Source organism: Actinosynnema sp. NPDC023794, from assembly GCF_040639675.1.
Lineage (GTDB): Bacteria > Actinomycetota > Actinomycetes > Mycobacteriales > Pseudonocardiaceae > Actinosynnema > Actinosynnema luteola.
On sequence record NZ_JBFAFR010000072.1, the window covers coordinates 1 to 11,649 of the forward strand.

General features: G+C 69.8%; 10 protein-coding genes and 1 pseudogene. 10 read left to right on the forward strand and 1 reads right to left on the reverse strand.

Going from position 1 to position 11,649, the window contains the following annotated elements; all coding sequences use genetic code 11:
- Positions 1–1,039: 1,039 nt before the first annotated feature.
- Positions 1,040–1,558 (forward strand): peptidase inhibitor family I36 protein, encoded by a 519-nt coding sequence (locus AB0H12_RS44585; protein WP_499632680.1) that lies wholly within the window; start codon positions 1,040–1,042, stop codon positions 1,556–1,558.
- A gap of 304 nt (positions 1,559–1,862) precedes the next feature.
- A complete protein-coding gene (locus AB0H12_RS44590; protein ID WP_499632683.1) occupies positions 1,863–2,237 on the forward strand; it encodes an integrase in 375 nt (124 codons plus the stop codon).
- A gap of 119 nt (positions 2,238–2,356) precedes the next feature.
- Here the strand turns inward: AB0H12_RS44590 and AB0H12_RS44595 are convergent, their stop codons facing one another.
- Positions 2,357–2,605 carry a hypothetical protein gene (locus AB0H12_RS44595; protein ID WP_499632686.1) on the reverse strand — a complete coding sequence of 83 codons (249 nt, stop codon included), beginning with the start codon at positions 2,603–2,605 and terminating at the stop codon, positions 2,357–2,359.
- A gap of 453 nt (positions 2,606–3,058) precedes the next feature.
- Between AB0H12_RS44595 and AB0H12_RS44600 the strand changes: the two genes are divergently transcribed.
- From AB0H12_RS44600 to AB0H12_RS44635, 8 genes and pseudogenes are all read left to right on the forward strand, one after another.
- A complete protein-coding gene (locus tag AB0H12_RS44600) occupies positions 3,059–3,538 on the forward strand; it encodes a hypothetical protein (RefSeq protein ID WP_499632689.1) in 480 nt (159 codons plus the stop codon).
- Positions 3,539–4,326: 788 nt separating this feature from the next.
- Complete coding sequence (locus AB0H12_RS44605) at positions 4,327–4,956, forward strand: MBL fold metallo-hydrolase (protein ID WP_499632691.1); 630 nt, start codon at positions 4,327–4,329, stop codon at positions 4,954–4,956.
- Complete coding sequence (locus AB0H12_RS44610; protein WP_499632694.1) at positions 4,953–5,174, forward strand: ATP-binding protein; 222 nt, start codon at positions 4,953–4,955, stop codon at positions 5,172–5,174. The genes AB0H12_RS44605 and AB0H12_RS44610 overlap by 4 nt, the downstream gene beginning before the upstream one ends.
- Before the next feature lie 168 nt (positions 5,175–5,342).
- Positions 5,343–5,471: pseudogene (locus AB0H12_RS44615) on the forward strand (hypothetical protein); the annotation flags it as partial.
- Positions 5,472–5,565: 94 nt separating this feature from the next.
- Positions 5,566–7,020, forward strand: a complete 1,455-nt coding sequence (locus tag AB0H12_RS44620) for a helix-turn-helix transcriptional regulator (RefSeq protein ID WP_499632697.1) — start codon at positions 5,566–5,568, stop codon at positions 7,018–7,020.
- 548 nt (positions 7,021–7,568) lie between these two features.
- Positions 7,569–8,711, forward strand: a complete 1,143-nt coding sequence (locus AB0H12_RS44625) for a terpene synthase family protein (RefSeq protein WP_499632699.1) — start codon at positions 7,569–7,571, stop codon at positions 8,709–8,711.
- A gap of 873 nt (positions 8,712–9,584) precedes the next feature.
- A complete protein-coding gene (locus AB0H12_RS44630; protein ID WP_499632702.1) occupies positions 9,585–9,845 on the forward strand; it encodes a hypothetical protein in 261 nt (86 codons plus the stop codon).
- Positions 9,846–9,953: 108 nt separating this feature from the next.
- Positions 9,954–11,225 carry a pentapeptide repeat-containing protein gene (locus AB0H12_RS44635; protein ID WP_499632705.1) on the forward strand — a complete coding sequence of 424 codons (1,272 nt, stop codon included), beginning with the start codon at positions 9,954–9,956 and terminating at the stop codon, positions 11,223–11,225.
- Positions 11,226–11,649: the final 424 nt, after the last annotated feature.

Genomic DNA, 11,649 nt, shown 5'->3' on the forward strand with positions numbered 1-11,649 from the left:
CCAGTACCGGCCCGAGCTGATCGACGCCTTCTTCACCCATACCGGGCTGGACCTCGAGCCTGAACCGCCGTAATGCCAGCCTTTCAAGATCTGTAGCGCACTGAAATTCCGCATCCTTGAGGTTTGCCCTGCGGAAGCAAGCGCCATGCAGGTCGATATGAGTGTAGGAGTAGTTCATCCGCAGGCCACCTTACAGCCAAGGGGGCAGCTGCGGCTTGGCCTCGACAACCTGCCAGTCGTGGTCGGGGATGCGGCGCCCCAAAGCGGTGAGTGCCTAATTGTGGTGGCACCGCGGGTACCCAGTGCTGCCGTCTGGCCGCTTCGCATCAGCCCACCCGACAGACGGGTCGGTATCCCACCGATGTCACCAACGCTCAGCGGGCGCGCTGATCGACCCGTTGTTGCCCGACCCGGCGTGGCCAGCGTGTCGGGGCGGGCGGCGGGAGGAGCACTGCCGCCGGGTGATCGTGGACCCGATCTGTATGTGGTCGACAACGGCGTTGAACGGCGGGCGCTGCCTGCGGACTTCCCGCCGCGGCCCATGCTCTACAAGCGTTTCACCGGCTCGGCGCCCCGGATAGCAGCGGACACGCTGACGCGGCCCGCGACGGCCGGGCGTCGGTCCCGCGAATGGCCATACCAGGAATCCAGGGCGGGGCGCCGACAGCACGTTCCGGCAAATAGCTCACGTCGCGATACAGGCGTCCCAGCAGCACCGTGACAGCCCTGGCGGGGGTCACACCGGCTGTGGCCCAGCAGGCCTGCGGCCAGCGCGGCTGACCGGTTCCCTATTGCTGCTGGTGAACCAACGCAGGGCGCCGCCCGGGAAGGCACGTAACGGCTCGTCGGTCGGGTCTTCGACGGGACCGGTCGGTCAGGCGGGTGGATGTCCGGCCTTCGTTGTCCGCAGGGCCGATCGTCGATGCCGGACAACGAAACAGCACTACACAGGCCATGCCCGGCCGATGACCGCGGGGAGGGAGGCGGTCATCGGCCGGACACCGGAAGGGAACGAAAGCCACCGAAGAAGGAGAGGACCATGCGCAGAGCCATCACGCGGATGCTTGTCGTCTGCGGCCTGATCGCGGCCGTGTCGACGACAGCGGTGACGAGCGGCACGGCCGCCGAAGGCAACATCAAGGTGACACAACAACAGGTGGACCAACTCCTCGACCTCTACCCCGGCTCGCACCAGATCAGTCCGACCGGTGTCGAGGTGGAGAAGGGAGTCATCGTGTCCGTGCCGGCCGAATTCGGCGCCCAGGCCACGTGCAGCTACGAGTACCTGTGCCTGTTCTCCGACAGGAACTACAGCGGCTACCAGCTCAGCTTCTCCATCTGCACGTTCCGCAACCTCGGCGACTACGCCTACCCGGGCGGAGGGTACTGGTACGACAAGGTCTCGTCGTTCATCAACAACCAGACCACCGGAACGTGGAGCGACTTCTACAACTGGGACGGCTACAGCGACTGGGTCTACCTGTTCTCGTCACAGGCCTACGACGCCAGGAACCCGACTCCCTACGAGAACATCATCGACGCCGTGTGGGTGTGCTGACCCGCAGTCCCTGACCGGCAACTGGGGTGCCCCCGAATCGGCGGGGGCACCCATCGATGCGGTCAGCGCGTCGAAGGGCAGTTCTTGGGCCGTGGCGATGCCTCGGAATAGCCCAGCCGCTCCAGCTTTCGCACAACGTGCGGATGAGCTTCCGACTTGTATGTAGGTACCGGCCAGGCTGACTGGATGATCACCAGTTGTAGCCTGCCGGAGGCGCTGGGCCTGCGGGGTGTCAGAACTCTGCACTGGGATGCTGAGCTGCGACGATCGCGCACGCTGGATCTCCAGGGCATGATCGTGAGGTGTGGCGTTACGACTGCTGTACCTGATCTTCGTCCGACTCGGCGACTGGCTGGTCCTGCTCAGCCGGTCCTCCGCGGCCAAGGACGCCGAACTGCTGGTACTGCGGCACGAGGTCGCCGTGCTGCGCCGGACCAACCCCCGCCCGCGGTTGGACTGGACCGATCGTGCTGTACTCGCCGCGCTGGTTCGCCGACTCCCCCGACGGCTGCGGGAGCACCGGTTGGTGACACCGGGAACCATCCTGCGATGGCGCCGGCGCCTGGTCGCGAGGAAGTGGACCTACCCCAACCGCATCCTCCTGGACGACGCCGAGCGCGGTCATGGTCTGACTCGGCCGCGCCGGCTGGCCGTAGTCGGTGGTTGTGCGGCCCCGTAAGTCCCATTCGAGGCGGTAGCGGCCGTGTAGGGGCGGGTCTTCGCACGACCAGGCGAATCGCACGCGGTCGTCGGCGGTGGTGCGGGTGATGGCGGTGCGGAAGGGCATGGCCTCCGCGATCATCGAGGTGTGCAGCCCCACACCACCGGGGCGAGTTCGGCGGGGAAGTCCAAGGTCACCGACAGGGTGGTGGTGGGCAGGCGCACGGCGCGTTGGAACCAGTTGCCCCAGTGGTCCTCGCGGACGGTGTACTCGTATTCGATCCAGGTCGACTCTCCCGGGTAGAGCGGGAAATGCCCGGTGTCGCCGGAGAAGTGCAGCCAGACTTCCTTGAACGCGTCGCGGTCGTGGCGGGCGCTCCGGGTCATCGGCTCGGCGCGGTCGGGGCCGTGCCAGGCGTGCAGGTCGATCTCGTCCCAGGTGAGCGCGTCGGCGCTGTGGAGCTTGTTGGATCGTTCGGGGTCGCCGGGGGTGGCGGTCGACGGAGATGCGGATCAGGTAGCGGCTGATCGGCTCGGTCCCGTCGTTGACCAGGCGGCGCCGCTGGGTCAGTCGGTAGACGCCTACCGCCGGCACGGACAGCAACTTCCGGGTCACCTCGATCAGCAGAGACACGATCACCCGGGCATGCTGTCGACACGCTGACCCTCGCTCTACCAGCGACGACGACTTTTCGAGCGGCGCAGGGTTGTGGCGGCGCCGATGTGCGGCACCCGACTCGGCGAAGTGGCAACTGGGCGAATGCCTGCCGGGGCGTCGGCCGATACGCTGGAAGAGCACCGCCACCGTTCACCCGACCAGGGGAGCTTTCATTGGCGCGCTTGCGTTTTCTCGCTCACGCCACCGGTGCCGTGGTGCTGACGGCCGTCTTGTCCGCCGCCGTGCTCACCGGTACCGCCAGTGCGTGCAGTTGTCTGCCCTATGACACCGAACCACAGCGCTACGCACGGGCCGATCACGTGTTCAGCGGCTACGTGGCCGCGACCACCGTCCTGGAGCGCGGCAAGCCCAACTACGTCTGGGACGACCTGCGCGCGTACACCGTGCAGGTCGACCAGGAGTACAAGGGCGACGTGCCGACGACCGTGACCGTGACAACCCACTACGCCGGGTCGATGTGCGGGCTCTCGCTCTACGTCGGCGAGTCGTACCTGGTGTTCGCGTTCGGCGACTCCGCCGACGGCGAGGTGTCGTCCCACTACTGCTCCGGCACCCGCCCGGCAAACGCCGGCCCACCCGTGACGACCACGGCGATGGCCGCCCCAGCCGCAGCACCCGCCTGCACCACCGCCGCTGCCTGACCACCCCCGGACCGGATGTGGGTGGCCGCCACCACCCACATCCGGACATCGTGTTGCAGCGCCTCGGAGACAGCCGTTCACAGCTGACGGCGACCTCGACCCCGTAGTCGAGCGCGGAGCACCGCGTGCCGGGCCCCAGGGTGCCCTATGGGTGTCAATACTCTGCACCGGGCTGCGGTGATCATGCATCACCGACCATCGGAGCATGCTCGTGGAGCGTGGCGTTGCGACTGAACGGTTCGTCGGCACCGCCAGACGCGAAGCCACCGACCGACTGCTCATCATCAACGAAAGCCGCTGAAAGCAGTGCTGGACCACGTCTCCCACTACAACCACCGCCGACCCCACCAAGCCCGACAGCTCACGCCACCACGACCGGACCAACCGATCCCCCAGCCGAGCCGCACGTCGGCACGCCGACAACCCGTCCTCGGCGGCTTGATCAACGAGCACGAGCCCCCCACGGTGGCCCCACCCCCAGCGCGGTCTGTGCAGGGACTGCGCCGCCACCTTCGCGGTGTCGACGTCGACCGTCGGGATGACGATGTCGGCTCCCGTCGTGCCCGCTCCCCCGAGGGTGATCGCCGCGACCGCGACCATGGTCGCCTTCCTCATCTCTTCCCCCTGGAAGTCCGCCGGCCCGATGTGCCGGCGCTGGGAAGACCTTCCCGCCGCGCCCACCCCCCGGGGCATGACGGACGACCCCTCACGTCGCGGCGCGCGCGACGTGGGGGGACCCCCGCGATTCGGCGGAAGCGTCCGGCAGGCCCGGCCGCTACGATCTTCGGATGCGACCGCTGGCACCGGGTGTCCACCAACTGCTGGGCCGCCCTCCGCACATGATCAACGCTTACCTGGTCGAGGACGTGCTGGTGGACGCCGGGACGCCCGCCGCGCGCCGCCGGATTTCCCGCCAACTGCAAGGGCAGCGGATCAGCGCACACGTCGTCACCCACGCCCACCCAGACCACTTCGGGTCCAGCCACGCCCTGTGCGACGAGTTCGACCTGCCGCTGTGGGCCGGTCGGCGCGACATCGAGGCCATCGAGACCGCCACCCCGGTCCCCGCGCCCGGTCTGCTGCCGAAACTGCTGGCGCGCATGAAGATGCCCGACCCCCACCCGGTCACGCGCGGCCTGCGCGAGGGAGATGAGGTCGCCGGGTTCACCGTGCTGGACGTGCCCGGCCACTCCCCCGGCCACATCGCCCTGTGGCGCGACCACGACGGCGTCCTGATCTGCGGGGACGTGTTCTTCCGGATGCCGAGGGTCTCCGGGCCGCCGGACCTGCTGACCTGGGACCGCGAGCGCAACCGCGAGTCGATGCGCCGACTGGCCGAGCTGCGGCCCAAGCTGGTCCTGTTCGGGCACGGCAGACCGCTGCGCGATCCCGACCGGCTGCGCCGGCTGGTCGGATGACCCTCGCGGACCACACCCTCGAACGGGACCGCGAGCTCGGGTGGATCGCCGCCGCGCTGGACGGCGCCGCCCGGGGCGAGGGCCGGATCGTCGTCATCGAGGGGACGGCCGGCATCGGCAAGACCCAACTCGTGCGCGACTGCCGAGAACTGGCCAAGCGCCGCGGTTTCGGCCGCCTGCAAGCCATCGGGGACGCGCTGGAGAGCGCGATGCCGTAAGGTGTCGTCCGCCAACTGGTCGAACGGTCGATCTCCCGCTACCGCGGCGAGGTACGCGAGGCGGTCCTGGCCGACCTCGGTCCGATGTCGCGGGCCGCGCTGCACGCCCGCGCCGCCGTCGAGCTCAGCGCGGCCAGGGCGCCGGCGGACCGCGTCGCCGCGCACCTGATGCACGCGCCGCGCGGCACCCTGCCCGACGCCGTGGACGTGCTGCGCCACGCAGCGCTGGCGCTGCTGGCTGCCGGGGACGGCGCCACCGCCGCCGCCTACCTGGAGCGAGCGGTCGGGGAACGCCCGGACGACGCGGCGGTGCGCGCCGAGTGGGGTCGGGCGCTGCTGCGCACCGGCAACGCGCGAGGCCCGCGTCCAGCTGCGGGAGGCCGCGGCCGGGATGCCGGACGCCGAGCTGGTCGCCGCCGCCGCGTCGGCCACGGCGGTCGTGGACGGCCCGCAGGCCGCGATCGAGGAGCTGACCCGGGCGATCGCCGCCCGTCCGGCCGGGGCGCGGGAGTCGGGCCGGCTGCACCTGGAGGCCCGGCTGGCGGTGATCAGGTCGTTCCTGCCCGGACAACGCAAGGCGGCCTCGGCGCACCTGCGCGCTCATGCCGACCTGCCCGGCATTTCCCCGGACGAGCGCACCCTGCTCGGGCTGCTGGCCCAGACCGGTCGTTACGAGGTGTGGCCCGCCGAGGAGATCGCCGCCACGGCCCGGCGGGCGCTGGCCGGTGGCGCGTGCTTCGAGGATTGCGCGGGCAGCATCGACGCGATGGTGGCCTGGGTGGTGGCGCTGGTGGCGTTGATCTCCGCCGACGGCTTCGAGGACGCCCGGCAGGAGGTCGACCACGCCAAGCAGCGGGTGCACCGGCACGGCTCACCGGTCGAGTTCGCGATGGTGTGCAGCCCGGCGATCTTCCTGAACTGGCAGCTCGGGAACGTCGCCTTCGTGGAGGCGGAGGCGGAGGGCGTGCTGGCCGCCGTGGCACAGGAGGACCCCGTTCCACAGGTGATCGCTTTGCGCGCCACCGCGACCCACTTCGGAGCCTACAGCGCCCTGGAACGCGGTGACGTGGACGGGGCGGCGGCACTGCTGGAGCGGTTCGACGCCGAACACTCCGACGTGCCCCCGGTGATACCCACGATCTGGCTGCACGAGCCGCGCGCCGGGGTCGCGCTGGCGCGGGGCCACCCGGACCTGGCGCGCGCCGAGGCGTTCGAGCAGCGCGACCAGCTCGACGCTGCGGGGGTGGACCCGCCGACGATCTCCTGGCGGGTCCCGGCGGTGCGGGCGGCACTGCTCCTCGGCGACCGGCGCGAGGCGCACGCCCTGGCCGACGACCTCGTCGCCGTGGCGCGGAAGTGGAACACCCCGACCGAGGTCGGTTCCGCGCTGCGGGTCCTCGCCCACGCCGACCCCGACGACCGGCTCGACCTGCTCGCCGAGTCCGTCGCGGTCCTGGAACCCTCGCCGGCCCGGTTGCACCTGGCGCGGTCGCTGGTCGACCTCGGCGAGGCGCTGCGCGTGGCCGGCCGTCGCAGCGAGGCCCGCGAACCGCTGCACCGGGGCATCGACCTGGCCACCGAGTGCGGCTCGACCGCCCTGCGCACCCGCGCCGTGGCCGCCCTGGAAGCCCTGGGCGACCGTCCCCGCAGGCCGGTGTTCGCCGGCGTGCAGGCCCTGACGGCGAGCGAACGCCGCGTGGCGGCCTTGGCGGTGACCAGCCGCGCCAACCGCGAGATCGCCCAGGAACTGTTCGTGACGCCGAAAACGGTCGAGAACCACCTCGGCCGGATCTACACCAAACTGGGCATCAACGGCCGCCGGGAACTCGCCCGCGCCCTGTCCTAGGCGGCTTCACGACTACCGCGGCCGGCCGTCCGCCGCGCCACCGCCGCCGGCCCGCCGGCCCACCGCCACCGCGCCACCACCGCCCAGCACGCCGCTGCCCGCGCCGCCAAACCCTGTGGGGTGCCAGAACCCTGCACTGGGACGCTGAGCTGCGGTGATCCTGCCCACTGGGCTTCCAGGGCATGACCGTGAGGCGTGGCGCTACGACTGGTGTACCTGACCTTCGTCCGGCTGGGTGGTCGGCTGGTGCTCCTCGGCCGGTCCTCCGCGGCCAAGGACGTCGAACTGCTGGTGCTACGACACAAGGCCGCCGTGCTGCGCCGGACCACTCCCCGTCCTTCGATGGCACCGACGCCTGGTCGCGAGGAAGTGGACCTATCCGAACCGGGCCGGGCGCCCACCGGTCGACGATGCCGTTCTGGCACCCACACGCCAGGAGCACGCGCGAACCGGCTGCGGCTGCCACCTCCGGCGGGCGAACGGGTGTTGGTTCCGTCATGGGGGTGACCGGGGTTGCGGTCGCGGAGAGGCCTGGAACAAGGTGAGCCATGGATCCGGCTCGCGCTGCCCTCTCGTCGTCAGGTCTCGGCCGGTACGGCCGCCGTTCCGGAGAGGGCGGGAACACGCCCGGATACCTGTTCGTCCTGCCTGATCTGCGCGTGCCCTGGCCCGCGCGGACGAATCCGCACGTGGGTTCGGCGCGCAGGCACGCCAAGGATTGGGCGCGCGAGATGGGCATGCTGTCCAGCTTCGGCACGTGGAGCGAAGACACCTTCGATTCCGACGACTGGCCGCTGTTCGCGGCGTTGACCCATCCCGACGCCGACCGGGAGCAGTTGCACCGGGTCGCCCTCTGGGACGTCTGCCTGCTCGCCCTGGACGACTACTTCGTCGCCGCCTACAAGAACACCCGCGATCCGATCGGGGCCAAGGTGTTCGTCGAACGACTCCGCGAGTTCATGCCCGAGCCCGGCTCGACCACCCCGACGCCGACCAACCAGGTGGAACGCGGCCTCGCCGATGTCTGGGCGCGCACCGCGCCGGACATGCCCCCGGACGTCCGCAGCCGGTTCCCGGACCACGTGATGGAGTTCGCCCGGTCCAACCTGTGGGAGCTGGGCAACAACATCGGCAACCACGTCGTGGACCCGATCGAGTACCTCGACCAGCGCCGCCGCACCGCCGGCACCGAGCTGTCCACCGGCCTCGCCGCGTACACGCTCGGCAAAGCCCTCTCCCCCGGAATCCTCCGGTCCGGTCCGATGTCCGCGCTGAACAACGCGTTCGCCGACAGCGTCGGGCTGCGCAACGACATCCACTCCTACCGCAAGGAGATCGAACTCGAACGCGACGTCAACAACGGGGTGCTGGCGCTTCAGCACTTCCTGGGCAGCGACGTGCAGCACGCCGTCGACTTCGCCCACGACCTCTACCGGGCGAGGATCGGCGAGTTCGAGCACACCGTCGCGCAACTGCCCGCGTTCTTCGCCGAGCAGGCGCTGAGCGCGGTCGAGCGGGACGGTGTGCTGCGGTACGTCAAGAGCCTCAAGGACTGGATGGCCGGCGACAACCAGTGGTACCGGATGACCGGTCGGTACACCCGGCACTGGACGACACCACCGCGAACCTCGGCCCTCAGCGGTCCCTCCGGTATCGGCACGACTGCCGCCCGCATCGCCTCGCGACGGTGACGCGATCCCGCCCGCGTGGCCGCCCGCACCGGGTGCCACGTCGGCGGGGTCCAGGCAGGCCGGTCATTCGGGCAAAAGGTTGTCATCCGGGCCTACGCCCCTCATCGACGTCCATCGCCGCGAACGCCGTCTCGGCCGCCTTCCGATCCTGGATCCCTGCTCTCCTCGGTGGATCCCGCCGCCACCGTCCCAATCGTACGATCGGGAACACCCGGCCGACGTTGTCAAGCAGGGCCCGACCCGACATGCCGAGCACCTTCACTTTCGATGACACTTCCTTCGATCGACCCCGCTTTCTGCGGTTTACACACGGGGAGTAGCGCCTCGGGCAGATCCATCACCGGATCGTGTGCTGGCGTGGCGGGTGCACGAGGAGTGAAGCTGGTGATCACTCTCGAGTGATTGGTGGTGCCGGTGGTCGATGCAGCCGCTTTCGCGGCTGTGCCTGCCGACAACGTCATCCACGCAGCTAGAGGGCGTACGAAGCCCAAGACGTCGGAGCGCCCATAGGCACGGCTACCATCTGCCGTCGCATCGATCAGCAGGGCATGATGACCGGCTGTGCTGCTCCGACTGGCCCACCCGGTCGTGACCAACGCCTTCACGATGCTGCGCCTGCTCCCCACGAGCATCCGGGACAAGGACACAGAAATCCTGGCGCTGCGGCACAGATCACTGGAAGGTCACCTCGGAGACGCCCGTCCGCGGTGCTCCCCGGCGACCGGGCATTCCTCGCGGCACTGCTGCACCGATTCCCGGTGCAAGCGCTTCGTCGACTTCCGCTGCTGGTAGGCACGGATACAGTCCTACGCTGGCACCGCGACCTCCTCGCACGGCGCCACGTAGCGAGATCTCGCCCCAGAGCCCCGGCCGGTGACGAACTGCTCGAGCTCGGCCAGGGCCGACCACGTGCTGCACGACGTCCCGCACACCTCACTTCTGGCCCGGATGCACCCGCGCGAGGCGGTGGCCCGCTATGCCGACACTGACCTGTTCGGCCTAGCCGACCGGGGCCTGGTGACCCGCGCCGCGCTCTACCACGCCCACAGCCCGGAACTCGTGGCACACCAGGTTCCCACCGAGGCCGACCACGCCCCGCGAGCCCGGACAGCAGGCGTCGGCCGAGCCGGGTAGGACCGAAAGGAACCGGGCGGGACCGGGCGGGACCGGGCGTAGTCTCAACCCGTGATCAAAAGGAGCGGTGCCCGGAGGGGGCGCCCACCCGCGTCGCGTCCGTTGGGAATGCCGTTGCTGCCCCTGCACGTCGCGCTGGCGGTCCTGATCGGGTTGGCCATCACGGTCGGCTCCGCGGTGGCCATGTGGTGGTGGCTCCTCGGTCGTCCCCCGCTGGGTCCCAGTGTCCCGATCGACTTCAACGCCGAGAACCGCTACCGGCTCCTGACCATCGCGTTGACGGTCACCGGTGGCATCGGCGGGGTCACCGCGCTGGTCATCGCCTACCGCAAGCAGCGCCTCGGCGAGGCGGACCACGCGCGCGAGGACGCCCGGCTGTTCAACGAGCGCTACGCCCGCGTCGCCGAGCAGCTGGGCTCCGACAAGGCCGCGGTGCGGCTCGCCGGCGTGTACGCGATGGCCGACCTGGCCGACGACTGGGCAATCCGTCGTCAGGTCTGCATCGACGTGTTCTGCGGGTACCTCCGGCTGCCCTACCGGCCGCCGGGAGGCGACGAGTCCGACGACGACCGTGCGGCACAGGAGGAACGGCAGGTGCGCCACACCGTCATCCGGCTGATCCGGGACCACTTGCGGCCCAGGGCGGCGGTCGGCTGGAACGGGCACGACTTCGACTTCACCTCAGCGGTCTTCGATGGTGGCGACTTCAACGGCGCGGTGTTCGACGGTGGCACGGTGTCGTTCCGGTCAGCGCAGTTCGCCGGCGACGTCTCCTTCCGCGACGTGGTGTTCGCGGAAGGCGTCGAGGTCTCCTTCGACGACGCGGTGTTCGACGGCGCGAACGTATCGCTCACCGGGGCCGCGTTCGCCGGTGGACGGGTGTCGATCCTCGCCCGAGACTTCCGCTCCAGCACGGTCGACCTCTCGAAGCCGGCCCAATGGCGACTCCCGCCAGTGCTGGACCTGGAGAAGGCCGGCTCGATGGTCCTGCCGCCCTTCGACCAACTGGTACGCGCCGTCCTCAACCACCCGTCCGTCATCCAGGTCGACGCAGCCACACCCAGCAAAAAGGCAGTGGCGATACGGAAAGCACACGCGATACCCGACCAGGAGAAATTGATCGGCTACCTGAAGCCGGTCGCGTTCACCGACCGGCGCATCCACGTCAGCCGTGAGTTCAAGATCCCCTACCCCGATACCGGCGCGGTGACCTTCACCTGGCACACCGAGACCGTGGGCGACGGCAACGATCAAGGCCCCACCGCCAGCGAGATCACCTACGTCGAGATCCGTCACCAGGGCTCCGAACAACGGCTATACGAACACGGCGACGCCCTCGTGGACCTGATCCGGGCGATCAGTCGGCTTCCCCGGCCTTGAGCAGCCGTTCCCGAGCTGCTCGCGCCGGTTTGAACCGGGACTTTCCGTCGCGACCTGTGACGTTCCAGAACAACGTGCACGGCGTGTTGCCCAGAAGGCGCCTCCTGCCAGTTCCGGCACCTGGACATGCAGTGCCAGCTCGCCGCGCACGGGCGGAGGTGGCCTAGGCTTGCGTGCCATGCCGCCATCCACCACCGGGAGACCGCTCTTGTCCGCCCTCGGGCGCTGGGTGCGCCGGCTAGGCGGCGGCACGGACGCACTGTCCGCGCTGAACCCGCAGGACCGGGCCATCTACACGGCTTCCGGCCTGCTCCTGTTGATGACCTCCGGGCTTAGACCGGATCTCATTTGGGGTTGTTGTGTGTCAGCAGGTTCAGCTTGTCGGCTCGGCGGTAGCAGATCACCGCGCAGGCCAGTTGGGCGA

What these genes read in the sequence shown, in the direction of transcription:
- AB0H12_RS44585 (WP_499632680.1), top strand. Translation starts at nt 1,040, where the DNA reads ATGCGCAGAGCCATCACGCGGATGCTTGTCGTCTGCGGCCTGATCGCG.
- AB0H12_RS44595 (WP_499632686.1), bottom strand. Translation starts at nt 2,605, where the DNA reads ATGACCCGGAGCGCCCGCCACGACCGCGACGCGTTCAAGGAAGTCTGG.
- AB0H12_RS44605 (WP_499632691.1), top strand. Translation starts at nt 4,327, where the DNA reads ATGCGACCGCTGGCACCGGGTGTCCACCAACTGCTGGGCCGCCCTCCG.
- AB0H12_RS44610 (WP_499632694.1), top strand. Translation starts at nt 4,953, where the DNA reads ATGACCCTCGCGGACCACACCCTCGAACGGGACCGCGAGCTCGGGTGG.
- AB0H12_RS44620 (WP_499632697.1), top strand. Translation starts at nt 5,566, where the DNA reads ATGCCGGACGCCGAGCTGGTCGCCGCCGCCGCGTCGGCCACGGCGGTC.
- AB0H12_RS44625 (WP_499632699.1), top strand. Translation starts at nt 7,569, where the DNA reads ATGGATCCGGCTCGCGCTGCCCTCTCGTCGTCAGGTCTCGGCCGGTAC.
- AB0H12_RS44635 (WP_499632705.1), top strand. Translation starts at nt 9,954, where the DNA reads ATGCCGTTGCTGCCCCTGCACGTCGCGCTGGCGGTCCTGATCGGGTTG.